The organism is Amycolatopsis sp. NPDC051106, assembly GCF_040682775.1.
Classification (GTDB): domain Bacteria; phylum Actinomycetota; class Actinomycetes; order Mycobacteriales; family Pseudonocardiaceae; genus Amycolatopsis.
This window is the reverse complement of sequence record NZ_JBFBBQ010000027.1, coordinates 20,281-39,424: the sequence shown is the minus strand read 5'-3', so window position 1 is coordinate 39,424 and position 19,144 is coordinate 20,281. Positions and strand designations below refer to the sequence as shown.

At 72.3% G+C, this 19,144-nt stretch carries 23 protein-coding genes and 1 pseudogene; 12 read left to right on the top strand and 12 right to left on the bottom strand.

The features are described 5' to 3' along the window. Positions 1–12: 12 nt before the first annotated feature. The 3 genes from AB0M83_RS21450 to AB0M83_RS21440 all read right to left on the bottom strand — a co-directional run bounded on the left by AB0M83_RS21450 (position 13) and on the right by AB0M83_RS21440 (position 3,348). Complete coding sequence (locus AB0M83_RS21450; RefSeq protein ID WP_364519548.1) at positions 13–1,821, bottom strand: glycosyl transferase; 1,809 nt, start codon at positions 1,819–1,821, stop codon at positions 13–15. 95 nt (positions 1,822–1,916) lie between these two features. Continuing rightward, on the bottom strand, positions 1,917–2,702 hold the full coding sequence (locus tag AB0M83_RS21445) for an IclR family transcriptional regulator (RefSeq protein ID WP_364519546.1): 786 nt from the start codon (positions 2,700–2,702) through the stop codon (positions 1,917–1,919). A gap of 55 nt (positions 2,703–2,757) precedes the next feature. Beyond that, positions 2,758–3,348 carry a TetR/AcrR family transcriptional regulator gene (locus AB0M83_RS21440; RefSeq protein ID WP_364519544.1) on the bottom strand — a complete coding sequence of 197 codons (591 nt, stop codon included), beginning with the start codon at positions 3,346–3,348 and terminating at the stop codon, positions 2,758–2,760. A gap of 87 nt (positions 3,349–3,435) precedes the next feature. Between AB0M83_RS21440 and AB0M83_RS21435 the strand changes: the two genes are divergently transcribed. Next, positions 3,436–4,353 (top strand): oxygenase MpaB family protein, encoded by a 918-nt coding sequence (locus tag AB0M83_RS21435; RefSeq protein WP_364519542.1) that lies wholly within the window; start codon positions 3,436–3,438, stop codon positions 4,351–4,353. Between the two features lie 9 nt (positions 4,354–4,362). Then, a complete protein-coding gene (locus AB0M83_RS21430; RefSeq protein ID WP_364519540.1) occupies positions 4,363–5,388 on the top strand; it encodes an LLM class F420-dependent oxidoreductase in 1,026 nt (341 codons plus the stop codon). Positions 5,389–5,408: 20 nt separating this feature from the next. Here AB0M83_RS21430 and AB0M83_RS21425 read toward each other — a convergent pair whose 3' ends face one another. Next, entirely contained in the window at positions 5,409–5,885 is a 477-nt protein-coding gene (locus tag AB0M83_RS21425; RefSeq protein WP_364519538.1) for a GNAT family N-acetyltransferase, read from the bottom strand. A gap of 16 nt (positions 5,886–5,901) precedes the next feature. Between AB0M83_RS21425 and AB0M83_RS21420 the strand changes: the two genes are divergently transcribed. Genes AB0M83_RS21420 through AB0M83_RS21410 form a run of 3 tightly spaced genes read left to right on the top strand, consistent with a single transcriptional unit; the run spans position 5,902 to position 8,795 of the window. Continuing rightward, positions 5,902–6,036, top strand: a complete 135-nt coding sequence (locus AB0M83_RS21420; RefSeq protein ID WP_364519536.1) for a hypothetical protein — start codon at positions 5,902–5,904, stop codon at positions 6,034–6,036. A gap of 43 nt (positions 6,037–6,079) precedes the next feature. Next, entirely contained in the window at positions 6,080–7,393 is a 1,314-nt protein-coding gene (locus tag AB0M83_RS21415; protein WP_364519534.1) for an MFS transporter, read from the top strand. Beyond that, positions 7,380–8,795 (top strand): aminotransferase class V-fold PLP-dependent enzyme, encoded by a 1,416-nt coding sequence (locus AB0M83_RS21410; protein WP_364519532.1) that lies wholly within the window; start codon positions 7,380–7,382, stop codon positions 8,793–8,795. The genes AB0M83_RS21415 and AB0M83_RS21410 overlap by 14 nt, the downstream gene beginning before the upstream one ends. A 62-nt stretch (positions 8,796–8,857) precedes the next feature. On the opposite strand, the gene AB0M83_RS21405 is transcribed toward AB0M83_RS21410, so the two are convergent. Genes AB0M83_RS21405 through AB0M83_RS21370 form a run of 8 tightly spaced genes read right to left on the bottom strand, consistent with a single transcriptional unit; the run spans position 8,858 to position 14,787 of the window. Continuing rightward, on the bottom strand, positions 8,858–9,130 hold the full coding sequence (locus AB0M83_RS21405) for a DUF6295 family protein (RefSeq protein ID WP_364519530.1): 273 nt from the start codon (positions 9,128–9,130) through the stop codon (positions 8,858–8,860). Between the two features lie 13 nt (positions 9,131–9,143). Continuing rightward, the gene (locus AB0M83_RS21400; RefSeq protein WP_364519528.1) at positions 9,144–9,884 is read right to left on the bottom strand and encodes a dienelactone hydrolase family protein; all 741 of its coding nucleotides are present in this window, start codon (positions 9,882–9,884) and stop codon (positions 9,144–9,146) included. After that, a complete protein-coding gene (locus AB0M83_RS21395; RefSeq protein ID WP_364519526.1) occupies positions 9,881–11,575 on the bottom strand; it encodes an MFS transporter in 1,695 nt (564 codons plus the stop codon). The genes AB0M83_RS21400 and AB0M83_RS21395 overlap by 4 nt, the downstream gene beginning before the upstream one ends. Beyond that, positions 11,572–12,006: a MarR family transcriptional regulator gene (locus AB0M83_RS21390; protein WP_364519524.1), complete on the bottom strand. Its 435-nt coding sequence runs from the start codon at positions 12,004–12,006 to the stop codon at positions 11,572–11,574. Before AB0M83_RS21390 ends, AB0M83_RS21395 begins: the two co-directional genes overlap by 4 nt. Positions 12,007–12,039: 33 nt before the next feature. Next, positions 12,040–13,140, bottom strand: coding sequence for a GTP-binding protein (locus AB0M83_RS21385; RefSeq protein WP_364519522.1), 1,101 nt, complete (start codon positions 13,138–13,140; stop codon positions 12,040–12,042). After that, positions 13,137–13,286: a 50S ribosomal protein L32 gene (gene rpmF, locus AB0M83_RS21380; protein ID WP_364519520.1), complete on the bottom strand. Its 150-nt coding sequence runs from the start codon at positions 13,284–13,286 to the stop codon at positions 13,137–13,139. The genes AB0M83_RS21385 and rpmF overlap by 4 nt, the downstream gene beginning before the upstream one ends. Continuing rightward, a complete protein-coding gene (locus tag AB0M83_RS21375; protein WP_364519518.1) occupies positions 13,286–13,540 on the bottom strand; it encodes a type B 50S ribosomal protein L31 in 255 nt (84 codons plus the stop codon). The genes rpmF and AB0M83_RS21375 overlap by 1 nt, the downstream gene beginning before the upstream one ends. Further along, on the bottom strand, positions 13,537–14,787 hold the full coding sequence (locus AB0M83_RS21370; RefSeq protein WP_364519516.1) for a GTP-binding protein: 1,251 nt from the start codon (positions 14,785–14,787) through the stop codon (positions 13,537–13,539). The genes AB0M83_RS21375 and AB0M83_RS21370 overlap by 4 nt, the downstream gene beginning before the upstream one ends. Positions 14,788–14,865: 78 nt before the next feature. Between AB0M83_RS21370 and rpmB the strand changes: the two genes are divergently transcribed. The 7 genes and pseudogenes from rpmB to AB0M83_RS21335 all read left to right on the top strand — a co-directional run. Continuing rightward, positions 14,866–15,102: a 50S ribosomal protein L28 gene (gene rpmB / locus AB0M83_RS21365; RefSeq protein WP_086678645.1), complete on the top strand. Its 237-nt coding sequence runs from the start codon at positions 14,866–14,868 to the stop codon at positions 15,100–15,102. Further along, a complete protein-coding gene (rpmG, locus tag AB0M83_RS21360; RefSeq protein WP_003091682.1) occupies positions 15,102–15,269 on the top strand; it encodes a 50S ribosomal protein L33 in 168 nt (55 codons plus the stop codon). The genes rpmB and rpmG overlap by 1 nt, the downstream gene beginning before the upstream one ends. Further along, on the top strand, positions 15,269–15,574 hold the full coding sequence (gene rpsN, locus AB0M83_RS21355) for a 30S ribosomal protein S14 (RefSeq protein ID WP_364519514.1): 306 nt from the start codon (positions 15,269–15,271) through the stop codon (positions 15,572–15,574). Before rpmG ends, rpsN begins: the two co-directional genes overlap by 1 nt. Beyond that, positions 15,571–15,825, top strand: a complete 255-nt coding sequence (gene rpsR, locus AB0M83_RS21350) for a 30S ribosomal protein S18 (protein WP_364519512.1) — start codon at positions 15,571–15,573, stop codon at positions 15,823–15,825. The genes rpsN and rpsR overlap by 4 nt, the downstream gene beginning before the upstream one ends. A 91-nt stretch (positions 15,826–15,916) precedes the next feature. Further along, positions 15,917–16,978: a MoxR family ATPase gene (locus AB0M83_RS21345; protein WP_364519510.1), complete on the top strand. Its 1,062-nt coding sequence runs from the start codon at positions 15,917–15,919 to the stop codon at positions 16,976–16,978. Continuing rightward, positions 16,975–18,858 (top strand): hypothetical protein, encoded by a 1,884-nt coding sequence (locus AB0M83_RS21340; protein WP_364519508.1) that lies wholly within the window; start codon positions 16,975–16,977, stop codon positions 18,856–18,858. The genes AB0M83_RS21345 and AB0M83_RS21340 overlap by 4 nt, the downstream gene beginning before the upstream one ends. A 13-nt stretch (positions 18,859–18,871) precedes the next feature. Further along, a pseudogene (locus AB0M83_RS21335) lies at positions 18,872–19,078 on the top strand (ankyrin repeat domain-containing protein); the annotation flags it as partial. Between the last annotated feature and the right edge of the window lie 66 nt (positions 19,079–19,144).

The window sequence follows — 19,144 nt, the reverse complement described above, 5'->3', positions numbered from 1 at the left end:
GCCTTTCGCTGGTCAGGGGGAGGAGAACGGGACGAGCAGTCCCGGGGGCGCGAACAGTGGGTAGGTGACCAGCACGCCGCCGCCGGTCCGGGCGACCGACGAGGGGCGGAACAGGTCGCGCTGGCCGGTGTAGAACGCGGCCGCGCCGTCTTCGCCGCCGGTCAGCAGGACCCGGCGGCGGGGTTGCCCGGCGGGGTCTTCACCGGGGACTTCGGGGAACGCCGCGACCCGGACCGGTTCGAGGGCCGCGAGTGCGGCGATCGTCGCGATCAGCCGGGGGTCGACGCGGCCCGCGCGGAGCTGGGCGGCGGCGTCCGGGGCGAAGGTGATGCGGGCCGACGCCTGGAGGGCCTCGCCGGCGTGGGCACGCGCCGACGACTCCGACGGCGCGGCCGGGTCGGCCGGCGGCAGGCCGAGACGCGAGACGGTGACACGGCGCTCGCCGGTGCCGAACACCGCGGTCGCGCCGGCGTTGTCGAAGGCGGCTTCGAGGGCCGGATAGCGGCGGCGGAGGTCGGTCGCGTCGTCCGCGAAGACGGCCCACTCGGCGAGCGGGCAGGCGGCCGCGCACGCGGCGGGCGCGACGAGCATGCCGGTCGGCCAGCCGGCCTGGGCGAGTTCGGCCCAGGCGGCGTCGTCGACGAGGACGCGGGAGCCGGAAGCGTTGGCGCGCAACCACTCCCGCGCGTCGGCCATCGGGCCGCCCCGGTCGGTCGAGGGACGCAGAGACGGGTAGCCGTACACCCAGCCGGCGGCGACCATCGCGACGAGGACGGCCGTGCCGAGCGCAACGCCGGTTCCCCGTTTCGCCTCCCACCGGTGGGCGGGAGTGCGCTGCCGGGTCACGGCCTGCACGACCCCGGCCAGCAGCAACGGCGTCACCGGCAGCAGCAGCGCGAGGACGGCGGTGTCCGGCACGCCCGGTATCGCCAGGGCGGCGGCGAGCAGCAGGCCCGACACCGCGAACGGGCGCAGGGACGTCACGGCCAGCGCGGCCACCAGCGCGACGGTCGACAGCACCGCCCACGCCGGGTCGAGCGCGACCCAGTCGGCGGCCGACGGGCGGCCCGCGGCCGCGAGGTGCGGCCGGAGGATCCCCGCCGCCGGGCCGAACGCGATGCCGAGCCCGAGGTTGAGCAGCACCGCCACCAGCGCGGCCCGCACGGGGGCGCGCCGCACCAGCAGCCAGCCGGCCGCGGGCAGGAAGAACAGCGCCAGCGGCGAGGTGAGCACGGCGGCCAGCAGGCAGACCGCGGCGAGGATGTCGTGCCGGATCCGGGCGCCGGGCCGGGTGACGAGCACCAGCGCACCCAGGGCCCACACCACCGCCAGGTGCTCGACGACGACCAGCCGCTGCAGGCCCAGGGCCAGCGGCGAGGCCGCGACCAGCAGCACCGCGGCGGCCGCCGCCCACCGCGTCAGGCCGAGCCGGCGCGCCAGCACCCACAGCAGTACGGCACCGGCCAGCGCGGCGACGAGCGTCGTCTCGCGGACCGCCGCCAGCGCCGTGGCCGAGCGGCCGAACGCGTCCGAGACCATCGTGTAGGCCGACAGCTGCCACCAGCCGAACGGGCTGACGCCGGCGCCACCCGCGTCGGTGAACGGTGTGAGGTGACCGAGCGCGTAGGCGTGGGCGACGTTCGCGGCTTCGGCGGGCAGCGCCGGGGCGGGGGCGGCGAGGTAGAGCACTCGCAGGCCGCCGGCGAGGGCCAGCAGCGCGAGCACGATGTCGAGCGACAGCAACCGGTGACCGGCCGCCGGCTCGGACTGCGTCGCGGGGGAGCGGCCCGGGAATGTCGTTCCCCGGCTGTGCTGGGCCATTCGACGGATCGTAGCCGCTGCCGATCGTCCGTCCAGCTCGGGACGGTCACGTCAGCCGGACGGCCTAGAGCTGGGGAAAGCGTTGTCCCGCAAGATTATTTCCGACTGTCTCGAGTGGATCCGGAGAGTGTCCGGGTCAACGCGAGCGCGACCGTGCGGACCGCGGGCGAGACCCGTTCGGTCCGCATCCGGTTGGCCCAGCCGGAGATCGAGACCGCGGCGACCGCGACGCCGCGGGCATCGAGCAGCGGGCTGGCCGCGCACACGACGCCGACGCCGGATTCCTCGCGTTCCAAGGCGATCCCGTCCTCGCGGACCCGGGCGAGCTGGCGGCGCAGCAGGCCCGGCACGGTGATCGTCTTCGGGCTGATTCGGGGTAATCCGGCGTCGATCACCTGGTTCACCACGGATTCCGGAGAAAACGCGAGGATCGCCTTCCCGACCCCGGTGGCGTGCGCGGGGAACCGGCCGCCGATGCGCGACGGCAGCGTCGGCGCGTCCGGACCGCGGAGCACGTCGAGGTAGACGACTTCGGTGCCTTCGAGGATGGCGAGGTGGACGGTGTTGCGCGTCGCTTCGCGGAGGTCGGCGAGGTACGGGCGGGCCGCTTCGACCAGCCCGCGGCGGGGTGAGGCGAGTTGGCCGATTTCGAACAGCCGCAGCCCGAGCCGCACCGCGCCGTCCTCGCGGGTGAGGAGGCCGGTTGCGGCGAGGTGTCCCACCAATCGGTGCACGGTCGTCTTCGCCAGGCCGGTCCGGCGGGCCAGCTCGGAGACGCCGAGGGCGTCGTCGCCCGGCCGGAAGGCTTCCAGGAGCGCGGCGAGCCGGGCCGCGACGAGACCGTCGCCGCTCGCGCCGTCGTTCCGCCCAGCGGTACGCATGGGTTGAGTGTGCCCGATCTTCCCCGCCACTGTCACCAGGTCAGCGGAGGTGAGGTCAGTGGTCGTCGGCGCCGAGCACGAGCCGCACGCAGTGGGCGACGAGCCGCTCGCGGGAGACCTTGAGCGAGCCGTCGAGGTAGGCGATGAAGACGTTGCTCAGTGCCCCGACCAGCCCGACGGCGACCAGCCGGCGCTCGGTCTCGTCGCCGTGGGACAGCTGCTCGCCGACGAGCGCGGCGAACACCGGCAGCAGGTGCAGGCCCCGGCGGGTGAGCGCGGGGTCGGTGAGCGGCGCGAGGAGCAGGATCCGGCCCTTGCGGGGGTCGTCGACGATCAGCTCGACGAACGCGCGCACCGCGTGTTCGGCGCGCAGGACCGGGGTCGGGGCGTCCCGCACCGCGTCGACCAGTGCCTGCCGCGCCTGCTCGCCGACGTGCTCGTAGACCGCCGCGACGAGCTCTTCCCGGTCGGCGAAGCTCTCGTAGAAGTACCGCTCGGTGAGCTTCGCGTGCCGGCAGACCGCGCGCACGCTCGTCCCGGCCGAACCTTCGGTGCCCAGCAGCTCGAGGCCCGCGGACACGAGCTGCTCGCGCCGCAGCGCCTTCCGGTCGTCCAGGGTCGTGCCCGCCCACGTGCGGCCCGGCATGATCGCTCCTCGGTTGACTACGTGTGTTGTCAGATCCTAGCCTGACAACAGCCGTGGTCAGTTCCGACTCGACGAGGAGCGCTGCCGATGACGCCGAAACCGCTGGGCCCCGACTCGCTCACGTGGAAGTACTTCGGCGACTGGCGCGGCCTGCTCATCGCGTTGTGGGCGGGCTCGATGCAGAACATGCACCCGGGTCTCGGTGCCGGCGTCGAGCAGCACTCGCGGTTCTTCGAGGAGCGCTGGCAGCGGCTCTTCCGCTCGCTCTACCCGATCGGCGGGGTCGTCTACGACGGGCCTCGCGCGCACCGGACCGCTCTGGAGGTCCGCGGCTACCACGACCGCATCAAGGGCGTCGACGCGCGAGGCCGCCGCTACCACGCCCTCGACCCGGACACCTACTACTGGGCGCACTCGACGTTCTTCGTCAGCACGATCCTCATCGCCGACCACTTCATGGGCGGCATCGGCGAGGCGGAGAAGCGGCGGCTGTTCGACGAGCACGTCACGTGGTGGCGGATGTACGACATGACGATGCGGCCGGTGCCGGAGAGCTGGGAGGACTTCCGGCGGTACTGGAAGCACATGTGCACCGAGGTCCTCGAGGACAACAAGGCCACCCGCGACGTCCTCGACCTCCGCGGGATCGCGAAACCGCCGTTCCTGCCGTGGCTGCCGGACCCGCTCTGGCGGCCGATGAGCGCGCTGATCGCCCGGAACTTCGTCTGGCTGACGACCGGGCTGTACGACCGCGAGGTCCGCGACCTGCTGGGGCTGCGCTGGACCGAGCGGGACGCGCGGTGGCACCGGCGCGCGGGGAAGCTGATCAACGCCGTGTTCAAGCTCGTCCCGCACGACCGCCGCTACCACCCGCGGGCCCGGGCCGGCTGGCGCCGGGCGCGCGGCGAGGTGGCTCCGGACGCCGCCTTGGTCGAGACTCCACGGAGGAACCTGCCGCCGCTGTCGGAGCGGGGCAAGCCCGAGCACTACGCGCCGAACGTCTAGGAGGCATTCGTGAAGCTGGGATTCCACGTCGGGTACTGGGGCAGCGGGCCGACCCCGGGCGCACTCGAAGCGGTGCTCAAGGCCGAGGAGCTCGGCTTCGACTCGGTGTGGACGGCGGAGGCGTACGGCTCGGACGCCTTCACGCCCCTGGCCTGGTACGGCGCGTCGACCAGCCGGATCCGCCTCGGCACCAACATCGTCCAGATGGCGGCGCGCACCCCGACCGCGACCGCGATGAGCGCGATGACCCTCGACCACCTCTCCGGTGGCCGGATGGTGCTCGGGCTCGGCGCGTCCGGGCCGCAGGTCGTCGAGGGCTGGTACGGCCAGCCGTACCCGAAGCCCCTCGCACGGACGCGGGAGTACGTCGACATCGTCCGGCAGGTGATCGCCCGCGAGGCCCCGGTGACTCTGGACGGCCAGCACTTCCAGCTGCCGCTGCAGGGCGGGACCGGGCTCGGCAAGGCGCTGAAGCCGACCGTGCACCCGCTGCGCAAGGAGATCCCGATCCACCTGGCCGCGGAGGGCCCGAAGAACGTCGCCCTCGCCGCCGAGATCGGCGACGGCTGGCTGCCGCTGTTCTTTTCGCCCAAGAGCAACGGCTTCTACAAGGCCGCGCTCGAGGAGGGGTTCGCCCGCGAAGGCGCCCGGCACACCTTCGCCACGTTCGAGGTGCCGTGCTCGATCCCGGTGATCGTGCACGACGACGTCGAGGAGGCGGCTTCGTGGATCAAGCCGTCGCTGGCGCTCTACATCGGCGGGATGGGCGCGAAGAGCGTGAACTTCCACCACGACGTCTTCGCCCGCCTCGGCTACGAGGACGTGGCGGACAAGGTGCAGGAGCTCTACCTGGCGGGCCGCAAGGACGAGGCGACCGCGGCGATCCCGACGTCGCTCGTGGAGGACACGTCCCTGATCGGGCCGCCGGCGAAGATCCGCGACGAGCTGCAGGCCTGGGAGGAAACGGTGGTCACCCAGCTGCTGCTGCGCGGCGACGCGGCGACGCTGACGAAGATCGCCGACGCCCTGGGCTGACGCCCGCCGGCGGGCGGACCTCAGGTGTCCCGCCCGCCGGGCGGCGCGGTCTGCAGCAGCTGGGGTGACGCGGCGAACCCGCGCCGCTCGTAGGCCGGCACGGCGCGTTCCGACGAATGCACGGTGACCCGCTCCAGCCCGAGCTCCGCGGCCAGCCGCAGGGCCGCGTCGATCAGCCGGCCGCCGAGGCCCTCGTCGCGGGCTTCCGGCACGACGTACACGCACTGCACGTCCCCCGCGGCCCGCGAGAACACCGCCGGCGCCGGCACGCGCGAGGTGATCGCCAGGAACGCCATCCCGATCACCCGGTCTTCGCGCACCAGGACCAGGCACCGGTGGGTGGCCGCGTTGGCCCCCGCCCAGGCGGCGAAGGCGCGGACGAACGCTTCGCGGCCGGCTTCGGGCAGGCCGTCGCGCTCGGCGACCCAGCGCCACCGCAGGCCGGCGACGGCTTCGAACTCGGCAGGGGCAGCGGGACGGACTTCGCACTTCGGCACCCGTCCATCTTGGCGCGTGCCGGCGCTCTTCGGCCGCCGCGCGCTGCCCGCGTACGGACACGCCGAGGTCGGCCCGGTACGGCCGGTGCATTACGACGGTGGCACGATTCCCCCCGACCACTACCCGGTGCGGGCCGAGATCCACTACTGATCCCCTCTGTAGTGAACTCGGGATCCGCTCTGCGAGGAGGACCATGGCGACGCTGTCCGGCCGGACGAGGTTCCGCTATTCGCTCGGCTCGTTCGTCACCGGGTCCTTCGGCACGGTCCCCGGGCTCGTGCTGGTGAAGTACCTGACCGACACGATGGCCGTGCCCGCCGGCTGGGCCGCGGCGATCGTGTTCGTGCCCAAGGCCTGGGACGTGCTGTTCAACCCGATCGCGGGCCGGCTGTCCGACGCCGACCTGATCAAGACCGGCAGCCGGCGGCGCTTCCTGCTCATCGGCGGCATCGGCGTCGCGATCCTGTTCGCGGCGATGTTCGCCCACCCGGGATTCGGCACCCCGCTGCCGGACGCGCTGTACGTGGCGATCACGTTCGCCCTCTGCGCCACGGCGTACGCGCTGTTCCAGGTGCCGTTCAACGCGCTGCCCGCCGAGCTGACCGAGTCGGCGACCGAGCGCACGAAACTCACCAGCGTCCGCATCGGCGTGCTGGCCGTGACGATCCTGATCTGCGGCGGCGGCGCCCCGGCGATCACCTCCGCGATCGAGGGGGTCGCCGGCTACCGCGTGATGGCCGTGGTGATCGGGCTGATCGTGCTGGCCGCGACGCTGCTCGTGTACTTCGGCCTCAAGGACGCGCCGGTCGGCTCGCTGCGGCCGAACACCGTGAACCTGAAGGAGCTCGTCCGCACGCTCGCCGGCTGGCGGCCGTTCCGCTGGCTGCTCGGCACGTACTTCATCCAGGCGCTGGGCATCGGCACGGTGCTCGCCGCGATCCCGTTCTTCGCGCAGCGCATCCTCGGCAACGACGGCTACGGCACGATCCTGTTCGTCATCTTCGTCGGCCCGGCGCTGGTCACCATGCCGCTGTGGCCGCGGCTGGGCGACCGGGTCGGCAAGCTGAACGGCTTCCGACTGGCGACGGCGACGTTCGCGATCGGGCTGCTCGGCCTGGTCTTCGCCCAGGAGATCCCGCTGGTCGTGACGTTCGTCTTCGTCGCGCTGTGCGGCGTCGGGTACGCGGGGATTTCGGTGTTCCCGCTGGCCATCCTGCCGGACCTGATCACGGCGGAGGAGGAGCGCACCGGCGAGACCCGCGCCGGGATCGCGGCGGGTGTGTGGACCGCGGGGGAGACCCTGGGGCTCGCCTTCGGCGGTGGCCTGTGGGCGCTGATCCTCGCGTTCGGCGGTTACGTGTCCAGCACGGACGCCACGGCCGCCCAGCCGCACAGCGCGATCGTGGCGATCCTCGTCGGCGCGTCGATCGTGCCCGGCGTGCTGATCGCGCTGGCCCTGCCGCTGCTGCGGCGCAAGGTCCTGGAGCCGCGCCATGAACCCGCCTGAGGACGTCCTCGCGGCCCTGCGCGAACTGCGCGCCGGGGACCTGCCGACGCACGGCGGCCGGACCCTGGCGTACGTCTACGACAGCGGGATGTCCGAAGTGGACTCCCTGGGGGCCGCCGCGCACGCGCTGGCGTCGTCGGCCAACGGCCTCGACCCGACGGCGTTCCCCAGCCTGCTGCGGATGGAGAACGACCTCGTTCTCGCGGCGTCTTCGTTGCTCGGCTCAGTGCCGGGTGTGGTCGGCTCGGTGACTTCCGGCGGCACGGAGTCGTGTCTGCTGGCGGTGCTCGCCGCCCGGGACGCGCACCCGGAGATCGCCTCGCCCTCGATCGTGCTGCCGACCACCGCGCACGCCGCGTTCCACAAGGCGGCGCACCTGTTCGGGCTGCGGCGGATCGACGTCCCGGTCGACCCGGTGACGTTCCGCGCCGACCCGGCCGCGATGGCGGCGGCGATCGATGATTCGACGGTCCTGGTGGTGGCGAGCGCGCCGTCGTACGCGCACGGCGTGCTCGACCCGATTTCCGAGATCGCGGCGGCCGCTGCTGCCCGGGGCGTCCGGATGCACGTCGACGCGTGCATCGGCGGCTGGGTGCTGCCGTACTTCGCGCGCCTCGGCGCCGACGTCCCGCCGTTCGACTTCCGCGTCCCCGGCGTCACGAGCATTTCGGTGGACCTGCACAAGTACGCGTACTGCCCGAAGGGGACTTCGGTGCTGCTGCACGCGTCGGCGGAACTGCGGCGCTCGCACTACTTCGCGAGCGCTGCCTGGCCGGGTTACACGATGCTGAACACGACGATCCAGAGCACGCGGTCGGGCGGTCCGCTCGCGGCGGCGTGGGCGGTGGTCCGGCACCTCGGCGAGGACGGCTACCTGCGCTTGGCATCGTCCACGCGGGAAGCGGTTTCCCGGATCCGGTCCGGCATCGACGAGCTGCCCGGGCTCCGGGTGCTGGGCGACCCGGTGTCGACGCTGATCGCGTTCACCGGCGACGACGGCTTCGACCTGTTCACGGTGGCGGACGAGATGAAGGTCCGCGGCTGGTACGTCCAGCCGCAGTTCGCGCACCTGGCGTCCCCGGTGAACCTGCACCTGACGGTGACGGCGGCGAACCACGGGAGCGAGAAGGAGTTCCTGACGGATCTGGCGGCTTCGGTCGATGCGGCCCGCGCGGCCGGTCCCGTGGTCATCGACGCCGCCGTGGCCGACTTCGTCGCGGCCCTCGACCCGGCGACCCTGACGTCCGACCAGTTCGCCGGCCTTCTCGCCGCGGCCGGCCTGGGCGGCGCTGCGGGGCTGCCGGACCGGATGGCGCCGATCAACGCCCTCCTCGCCACGGCTCCCGCACCCCTCCGCGAACGCCTCCTGCTCGAGTTCTTGGGCGCCCTCTACACCCCGTGAAAGTCCGTGAATGTCGCATTGAGGGACGCTGAGTCCCGCAATGCGACATTCACGGCTTTGGGCTACTGGTTGCGGGAAGCGAGGCCCGCGGGGGCGGACTTGACGGCCGCGTGGATCGCGTCCGCCAGCGCCAGCGCGTCTTCCTCGGTGAGTTCGAGGGCGACGCGGGCCGACGCACCCAGCCCCGGGTTGCGGAAGTCGATGTTCACCGTGTGCCCATAAGGCGCGTGGACCGGGTGGTCGACGTACACGGTTCCCTCGTTCAGGCGGAACCAGCCGCGAGCCCCCTTGCCGCTGCCTTCGAGCGCGAACTTCTCGGTCAGATACGTGCACATGAGCGGGGTCCTCTCAGGCGGTGAGCGTGCGGGAGTAGAAGTCGAAGATGCGTTCCCAGCCGTCCTTCGCGGCTTCGGGACGGTAGCTCGGGCGGTCGACGGAGAAGAACGAGTGGCCCGCGCCCGCGTAGGTGTGGAACTCGTGCTCCTTGCCCAGCTTCTCCAGCTCGGCCGCCAGGACCGCGACCTCGTCCGGGCCGGGGAACTGGTCGTCGGCGCCGAAGAGGCCCAGCAGCGGGCACGACAGCTGCGGCGCCAGCCCGAGCAGCGGCTTCATCTGCTTCATGGCCTCCGGCGGGTCGTTGACGACGAACGCGCCGTAGCAGTCGACCGCCGCGTCGAGGTCGAGCGAACAGCCGGAGAGGAACGCCTGCCGGCCGCCCGAACAGTGCCCGATGACCCCGATGCGGCCGTTCGCGTTCTCGAGGGCGCGCAGGTAGTCCGCCGCGCCGGAGACGTCGCCTACCAGCCGGTCGTCCGGGACGCCGCCGGCCGCGCGGACCGTGGCGGCCGCGTCGTCCGGGTCGGCGCCCGGTGCTTCGCGCGTGTACAGGTTGGGGCAGAGCGCGTTGTAGCCCTCGACGGCGAAGCGGCGCACCATCTCCTTCGTCGCCGCGTCGTAGCCGGGCATGTGGTGGATCACCACGACGCCGCCGCGCGGGGTCGGGTCGGTCGGCTTGGCCAGGTAGGCCTCGAGCTCGTCACCGCCGTGGCCGGTGATGGTGACGGTCCCGGCGACGATCTCGTCGGTCATCGGTTCTCCTTCGATCCCTCGGGGGTGTGAAAGTAGCGCTTGCCGCGCGAAGCCGAAGCCACCGCGGCGACGACGGCCATCACCGCGGCCGCCGTGAACACGACCACCAGGCCGTGGTGGAACGGCCCGGAAACCAGCTGGGGGAAGAACTCCCCGCCGGTCAGGGCCGAGCGGTCGGCCGGGGCGAGCCCGGCCAGGACGTCCGGGCCGAGCAGGTGCCCGACCGGGTTGCTGCCGAGGAACGCCGCGAACAGCGTGCTGACCGGCGGCAGCTGGGCGACGCCGTCGGCGACGGACGCCGGGACGCCGTGGGCCTGCAACCCGCTGGTCAGCGTCTGCGGCAGCGAGGACGCCAGCCCGGCGATCATCAGCGAGAAGAACACGCCGATCGACAACGACGTCCCCGAGTTCTGGAACGTCGCCCGCATCCCGGACGCCACCCCGCGCTGCTCGGTCGGCACGCTGCTCATGATCGCCGAGGTGTTGGGCGCGGAGAACATGCCCTGCCCGATCCCGCTGACGACGAGCAGCGCGGCGAACGCCGGGTACGGGAAGTCCACCGGCAGCGCCAAGAGCCCGAGGAACGCCGCCGCGACCAGCAACAGCCCGCCGGTGGAGAACAGCCGTGCCCCGAACCGGTCGGACAGGTAGCCCGACACCGGCCCGGCGATCAGGAACCCCACGGTGAGCGGCAGCAGGTAGATGCCGGCCCACAGCGGCGTCCGCTCGTAGTCGAACCCGTGCAGGGGCAGCCAGATCCCCTGCAGCCAGATGATGAGCATGAACTGCAGGCCACCACGGGCGACCGACGTCAGCAACGCGGCGACGTTGCCCGCGGCGAACGCGCGGATCTTGAACAGGCCCAGCTGGAACATCGGCGCCGCGACCCGGGTCTCGATGACGCCGAACAGCAGGAGCAGCAGCACCCCGGCGCCGATCCCGCCGAGCACCCACGGGCTGCCCCAGCCGGTCGCGGCGCCGCCGTAGGGCTGGATGCCGTAGGTGATCGCGGCCAGCAGCACCGCGGTCCCGGCGGCGAAGGTGACGTTGCCACCCCAGTCGACCTTCGCGCGCTTCGGCGTGCCGACTTCGCGGAGGCTGCGGATCGACCAGATCGTGCCGAGCAACCCGAACGGGACGCTCACCCAGAACACGGCGCGCCAGTCGATCTCGGCGAGCAGCCCGCCGGCGACCAGGCCGAGGAACTGCCCGGCCAGCGCGGTGATCTGGTTGACGCCGAGCGCCATCCCGCGTTGTTCGGTGGGGAAGGCATCGGTCAGGATGGCGGCCGAGTTCGCCGTCAGCATCGACCCGCCGACGGCCTGCACGACCCGCCAGCCGATCAGCCACAGCGCCCCGCCGCCGGCGTGAAACGGGTCGAACGACAGGGCCACCGACGCGGCGCTGAAGACGACGAAGCCGAGGTTGTACATCTTGACCCGGCCGAACATGTCGCCGAGCCGCCCGAGCGTCACCACCAGCACCGCCTGCACCAGCAGGTAGCCGAGGATCATCCAGAGCAGGTAGCCGATGTTGCCCGGGGCGAGCGGGTCGAGGCCGATGCCGCGGAAGATCGCCGGCAGCGAGATGATGACGATCGAGCCGTCGAGCGCGGACATCAGCACGCCGAGCGTGGTGTTGGAGAGGGCGACCCACTTGTAGCGGCTGCTCGTGGCCGGCGGCGCGGTCACAGCTCGTCCGCCAGCCGCTCGATCAGCGGGATGGCGGTGACGAGCTCGCGCTGCTCGGCCGCGGTGAACTTCTCGGCCAGCGCGGTCGCCATCAGCTGGGTCGTACGCGAGCGCCGGTCGGTGAGCAGCTCGACCCCGGCCTCGGTGACCGACATCAGCACCTTGCGGCCGTCGGAGTCGTCCTTGCGCCGCTCGACGAGCCCGCGGCCGACGAGCCCGGCGAGCGTGACCCCCATGGCCTGTGGTTTGACGCGTTCCAGGTCGGCCAGGCACCCCGGCGTGGCCGGACCCTCGCGGTCGAGCCGGGAGAGCACCGAACGTTCGGGCAGGGTCAGCTCGCCGACGACGTACCCCTGCCGCAGCCGCCGGATCAGCCGCCCCAGGGCGACGCGCAGGTCGGTGCTCGCCTGGAGCAGCTCCTCGTCCGTCACGATCGTCAACCTAGGCTGATAAACCTGGGTTGATCAACTCGGACGTTCGGCCGCTATCGGGTGAGCCGGGACCTTTCGCTCAGTGGACGTGGCCCGACCCCAGTCCGGGAACAGATCCGCTCCGGTCGCATCCCCCAGGCAGTCGCGCAACGCGGCCAGCAGTGCCTCCCCGGCGAGGTCGACGCCGATGAACACCAGTTCCTGACGCGGCTCGTCCGCCACGCCCTGGGGCTCGAACCGCGCCACCGTCCCCGCCTGGGACCACAGGCCGGTCACCCCGGGCCGGGACGCCAGCGCGAAGAACCCCTTGGACCGCAGCACGGTCCCGAACTCACCGGAGTCCAGCCGCCGGGCGACGAAGTCCCACAGTGCCGCCGGGTCGAACGCCCGCGAGGCGCGGAAGACCACGCTGGAGATGCCGTACTCCTCGGTCTCCGGCACGTGGTCGCCGTTCAGCTCGGCGACCCAGCCCGGTGCTTCCCGGGCCTTAACCGCGTCGTACCGGCCGGTGCCGAAGACCCGGTCGAGGGGCACCTCGCCGAAGCTGCCCGTGACGACGTCGGCGGCCGGGTTGAGCCGCCGCAGCGTCGCCACCAGGCGGTCCACCTCCGGAGGCGGAACCAGGTCCGTCTTGTTCAGCAAGAGCACGTCGGCGAACTCGACCTGGTCCACCAGCAGGTCGCTGACCGTCCGCTCGTCGTCTTCGTACTGGTCCAGCCGGCGCTCCACGAGGGAGTCGCCGGCCGCCAGTTCCCGCGCGAAGTTCGCCGCGTCCACGACCGTCACCATCGTGTCGAGACGGGCGACCGAGTCGAGGAAGGTGAACGTCGCCGCCACCGGCATCGGCTCGGAGATCCCGCTCGACTCGATCAGCACGTGGTCGAAGCGGCCCTCGGCGCAGAGCCGGGACACCTCCTCCAGGAGGTCCTCCCGCAGGGTGCAGCAGATGCAGCCGTTGGTCAGCTCGACGAGACGCTCCCGCGAGCGCACGAGCGCCGCGTCGATGTTGACCTCGCTCATGTCGTTGACGATCACCGCCACCCGCGTCCCCGACCGGTCGGCGAGGATGCGGTTGAGCAGCGTCGTCTTGCCGGCGCCGAGGAAGCCGGACAGGACCGTGACCGGGACGGTCACGCGTGGAAGTGCCGCATCAGCCGGCGCGGGACCAGCTGGACCTCGCCGTCGACCTTGATCGGCACCAGGTCCGGCACCGCCGCCTTCCACTGCGCGCGCCGGGACCGGGTGGTGCTGCGCGACTTCTTGCGCTTCGGGACGGCCATCAGCGCGTGCCCCGCTTCCCGTAGCGGCGGTGGAACTTCTCGACCTGGCCGGCGCTGTCCATGATCCGCTGGGTGCCGGTCCAGAACGGGTGCGACCACGAGCTGATGTCGACCAGCACGAGCGGGTACGTCTGTCCGTCGGACCACTCGACGGTCTTGTCCGAGGTGATGGTGGAGCGGGTCAGGAACGCGTCGCCGGTGGACGAGTCCTTGAACACGACGGGGTGGTAGTCGGGGTGGATGCCGTTCTTCACTGGTCTTCCTTTCGGTTCACCGCGGTCGCGTCGTGCCGCGCCGGGTCGGTTTCGGTGTCCTCGCACGGCTCTTCGTGCCAGTCGCCGAACGGGTCGGGGTAGCGCTGCCACACCTGCGGGCCGGCGGCCAGTTCCTCTTCGGTGAGTAGAGCGCCGCGCAGGGCCGCGTCGATCTCGTCGGGCGTTGTCTGGTCCGTCACCACGACGAGCTCCTGCGCGCGGTCGCCGTGCACGGGGTGCCAGCGCAGCGACGCCAGGGTGCGGCGCTCGGCGGAGACGTCCGTCCACTCCGGACCGTGCGGCGCCGCGAGCCACGGCCCGGCGTGGCCGATGCCCAGCCCGCCGCCGGCCGACTCGATCCAGAACGCGACGTCGGGCTGGCTCGCCACCCACGCTCGCCCGCGGGTGCGGACGACGCCGTCGAGCAGCACGTCGAGCGCGTCGTGGAGCCGTTCGGGGTGGAACGGCCGCTGCGCGGTGAAGGTGACCAGGCCGATGCCGCAGTCGACGTGCACCGGGGGTTCGCCGCGCAGCAGCGCGCCGTGCATGTCGGTGACCTCGCCGCGGCGGGCGTCCTCCGGCACGGCGTCGAGCACGCTGTGCCCGTCGATCCGCGACAGTTCGACCCGCGGGATCGACGGCGCGACCCGGTCGAGGACCGCGGACGCCTTCGCGGCGGTCCACGCGTCGCCGGCCGCGCCGGCCAGCACGAGGACGTCGGCGAACTCGACCTGGGACAGCGCGACCTGGGCGACGGTCCGCTCGTCCTCCGGGCTGGCCTGCAGGTTCCGCTCGGCGAGGACGTCGTCGCCGGTCGCGTCGGCGAGGAAGGTCGCGCAGTCCACGACGGTGAGCACCGCGCGGAGGTCGACGTCGTCGACGACCGGGTGGTCGCCGACCAGGACGTTCCGGATCGCCCAGCTGACCGGCTCCGGCTCCATGGCCTCGTCGAGCCGGACGACGATCCGGCGGACCTGAGGCATGCCGGCGAGGTGCCGCAGCAGGGGAAGCAGGTCCTCGCGCAGGGTGCAGGACACGCACCCGTGCGCCAGCTCCAGCACGGTCAGCTGGTCGCGCTGGTCCAGCCGGAGCCGGCGGCGGACCACGCCGGAGTGGATCTCGCGCAGGTCGTGGTGGACGACGGCGGTGCCGGGCCCGGCGACGCGCAGCAGTTCGGCGAGTTCGGCGTTCGGTCCCGGGGCGAGGCCGCTCACGAGGACGAGCGGGACGCGGGGGTGAGGGGTCACGAGTGCTCCAGGAATACGGGCGGGGTACGGTGCGTAGAGTAAATGAAAACGACAACCACTATCAACTCGGGAGGGTCCGTGTCCGCCGTGTGCCAGGTCACCGGCCGCAAGCCGGGCTTCGGCAAGCAGGTCTCGCACTCGCACCGCCGCACGTCGCGGCGCTGGGAGCCGAACCTGCAGAACCGCCGGTACTTCGTGCCGAGTGAGGGCCGCTGGGTGCGCCTGCGCGTCTCCGTCAAGGGCATGAAGACGATCGACAAGCGCGGCATCGAGGCCGTCGTGGCCGAGCTGAAGGCAAGGGGAGTGAAGCTGTAATGGCGAAGAGCACCGACGTCCGGCCGATCATCAAGCTGCGGTCGACCGCGGGCACCGGCTACACGTACGTCACGAAGAAGAACCGGCGGAACGACCCCGACCGGATGGTCCTGCGCAAGTACGACCCGGTCGCGCGCAAGCACGTCGAGTTCAAGGAAGAGCGCTGATGGCCAAGAAGTCCAAGATCGCGAAGAACGAGCAGCGGAAGGTGATCGCGGCGCGGTACGTCGACCGCCGGCGCGCGCTGAAGGCCGTCATCGCCTCGCCGTCGTCATCGCCGGAGGAGAAGGGCGAAGCGGTCGTCGCGCTGCAGAAGCTGCCGCGCGACGCGAGCCCGACGCGCATCCGCAACCGCGACGCCGCCGACGGACGTCCGCGGGGCTACCTGCGGAAGTTCGGGCTGTCGCGCGTGAAGATGCGCCAAGCCGCGCACCGCGGCGAGCTGCCCGGCGTCGCGAAGTCGAGCTGGTGAGCCGGATGCCGAAGCCGAACCGCGACCGTCCCGCCAAGCGCAAGGTGAACCTGTTGCGCGCCAACAAGGTCACCGAGGTCGACTGGAAGGACGTCGACCTGCTGCGCAAGTTCGTCTCCGACCGCGGCAAGATCCGCGCCCGCCGGGTGACGGGATTGACGCCGCAGCAACAGAAACAGGTCGCCACGGCGATCAAGAACGCGCGCGAGATGGCCCTGCTGCCGTACCCGGCATCGGGGCGCGCGAACTGAAATTCGGGTGCGCACGCTGGGCGGGCGCGCGATGATGGGGCTCACGAAAGGGGGCGTCGCAGGAGGATGTCCTGACTCAGGAGGTCCACGCTTGCACGCCCAGCTCACGGTCACGCCCGCCCAGCTGCCCGAAGTCCTGCTGAACACCGCCGTCGTCCGGCCGGTGTTCCTCTGGGGCGCGCCCGGCATCGGGAAGTCCTCCCTGGTAAGGGAATTCGCTGCTTCGCTCGGGCTCGATTGCGTGTCGCTGCTCGGCACCCAGCTCGCGCCGGAGGACCTGATCGGCGTGCCGCAGATCGTCGACGGCCGCAGCCGGTTCTGCCCGCCGGAGCAAATCGCCCGCGACGAGCCGTACTGCCTGTTCCTCGACGAGCTGAACGCCGCCGCGCCCGACGTCCAGAAGGCGTTCTACTCGCTCATCCTCGACCGCCGCATCGGCTCGTACGAGCTGCCGCCCGGCTCGGTCGTGATCGGCGCCGGCAACCGCGCCACCGACCAGGCCCTCGCACGCCCGATGGCGTCCGCGCTGGTCAACCGCCTGGTGCACGTCCACCTCCGGGCCGCGGCGGGCGACTGGCTGACCTGGGCGACGAGCAACGGGATCCACCCCTCGGTCGTCGAGTACCTGACCCAGCGGCCGGACCACCTGTGGAGCCCGCCGCCGAAGACCGAGGAGCCGTTCTCGACGCCCCGGTCCTGGCACATGCTCTCGGACCTGCTGCACTCCTACGGCGACGCGGCCGACGACGAAACCATCGCCCTGCTGGCGTACGCCACGCTCACGCCCCAGCACGCAGGTGCGTTCCGCGGGTACTCGAAGGTCGCACGGCACGCCTTCGACCTGGAGGCGATCCTCAAGGGTGATGTGCGCTGGCCCGCCGAACCGGGCGACCGCGACCTGCTGTACTTCCTCGCCGAGACGTTCCGCGCGCGGCTGGTCAAGGACCTGCCCGTGGACAAGCGGCACGCATCGGCGGCCGTCCGGCAGTTCGCGTTCCGCGCGAAGAGCCTGCTCGTGGAGCTGGCCGAAATCTCCCTGGAGATGGCGCAGCTGGTCATCGCCGACGACGAAGCCGGCCACCCGCGGCTGCCGTCGTGGTTCCTGGTCGAAGCGGCCCGCGACCTGCCGCGGCTGGTCGCGGCGCGAGCGTGAACGCCAAGGCGGAGGCCAAGCGCCGCGAACGCCGGGCCAAGGCGATCAACGACGGCTGGGCGCTGGCCCGCGAGAACACCGTCCTCGACCACCTGATGCGAGGCGCGAGCCTCGACAAGGAGAGCCTGACCGGCGTCGGCAGCTGGGCCGTCGTCAGCGACCGCGGGGTGGTCACGGCCAACCGAGCTCGTGACGCCGGGCCCGCGGAGTGGGCGTGGGTCTTCGCGCACCTGCTGCTGCACCTCGGTCTCGGCCACCTCGACGAAGAGGTGCTGGCCGACGCCGAGGCCGTTACGCCCGGCCGGGAGATCGACGCGCCCTACGGCACGGCGTGCTGCGTGGCCGTCCACCGGTTCGCCGAAGCGGTCCACGTCGGCGAACCCACCGTGCTGCTCCCGGAACTGCCGGGCGGCGACGAACTCTCACTGGCCCGCGCGTGGCGCGAAACCGGCGTCCCCGCACCGTTCGCGGCGCTCGGCACCGGCGGCGCGCGGCCGTGCCTGCGGCTCGGGCCGCCGCTTTCGGGCTGGCAGCTGCAGTACCACGGCAAGCCGGAGAAGTGGACCGAGCGGTTCGCCCGCGGCCTGATCGTGTCGGCCACCGAGGCGATGGAACGCGCCGCGGACGCGCGCGGCCAGACTCGCCACCGGCGGGCGCTGGGGGAGTGGGACCGCGCCCTGGCTTGGTTCGTCTCGTCGTTCCCGCTGCTCGGCGCGATGGCCGCGGGCTTCACCCTGATCGCCGACGCCGAGGTCGTCCGGGCCTGGGACATCGCCCTGGCGGCGGTCGACGCCGGGCACGGCGAGATCTACGTCAACCCGCACGCGGCGCTGACCGCCGAGGAATGGCGGTTCGTGCTCGCCCACGAGATGCTGCACGCCGCGCTGGGCCACGACCGCCGCGCGCTCGGCCGCGACCCGTACCTATGGAACGTCGCCTGCGACTACGTGATCAACGGCTGGCTGGTCACGATGGCCGTCGGCGAGCTGCCCGAGGGCTCGCTGCACGACCCGCAGCTCACCGGCCTGTCCGCCGAGTCGGTGTACGACACGTTGACCACGGACCTCCGGCGCAGCCGCAAGCTGCTCACCCTGGGCGGCCGCGAAGCGGGAGACGTGCTGGGCGACTGGCTCTCGCAGCCCGAGGCGACGCAGCGCCGGTCCTCGCGGCGCGCCGAGCCGCGGCCGACGCCGTGGACGGACCGCGTCCAGGGCGTCGACCTCGACGAGTTCTACCGCCGCGCGCTCACCCAGGGCCTGACCTACCACCACAACCAGGGCCGCGGGCTGCTGCCGGCCGGGCTCGAGCAGGAGATCCGGGCCCTGGACCACCCGCCGTTGCCGTGGGACGCGCAGCTCGCCCGCTGGTTCGACGAGCACGTCCGTGTCGAGCTGCCGGTGCGCAGCTACGCGCGGGCGTCGCGCCGCCAGTCGTCGACGCCGGACGTCCCGCGCCCGGGCCGCGTCCGCCCCGAGCGCCTGGACCGGCGCGACACCTTCGGCGTCGTGCTCGACACGTCCGGCTCGATGAACGCCGAGCTGCTGGGCAAGGCGCTGGGCGCGATCGCGTCGTACGCGATGGCCCGCGACGTTCCGGCGGCCCGGGTGGTGTTCTGCGACGCGGTCGCGTACGACGCGGGGTACCTGGCGGTGGAGGACATCGCGGGCCGGGTGAAGGTCCGCGGCCGGGGCGGCACGATCCTGCAGCCCGGCGTCGACCTGCTGCAGCGGGCGCCGGACTTCCCCGCGGACGGGCCCATCCTGATCATCACGGACGCCCAGTGCGACCACGTGCGCCCCCGGCGTGAGCACGCGTACCTCGTCCCGCGGGGCGCCCGGCTCCCGTTCGTGGCGCGCGGGCCGGTGTTCCGGGTTTCGTGAGAAACTCACCGGTGGCCACGCCGCCACAGTGGCCGCGCTGATCGAGCGCGGCGCCGACCCGAACCGCGAGAACGACCGTGGCCAGAGCCCGCTCGCCGGCGCGGTCTTCAAGAACGAGCCGGACGTCGTCCGCGCGCTGCTCGACGGCGGCGCCGATCCGGGCGCGGGACAGCTGTCGGCGCTCGACACGGCGAAGATGTTCGGCAACACGGACCTGTTGGGCTGCTCGAACGGTGACACTCCGCACGCCCGGCTGGTGCGAAGCCCGGGCGTTAATAAACTCCCG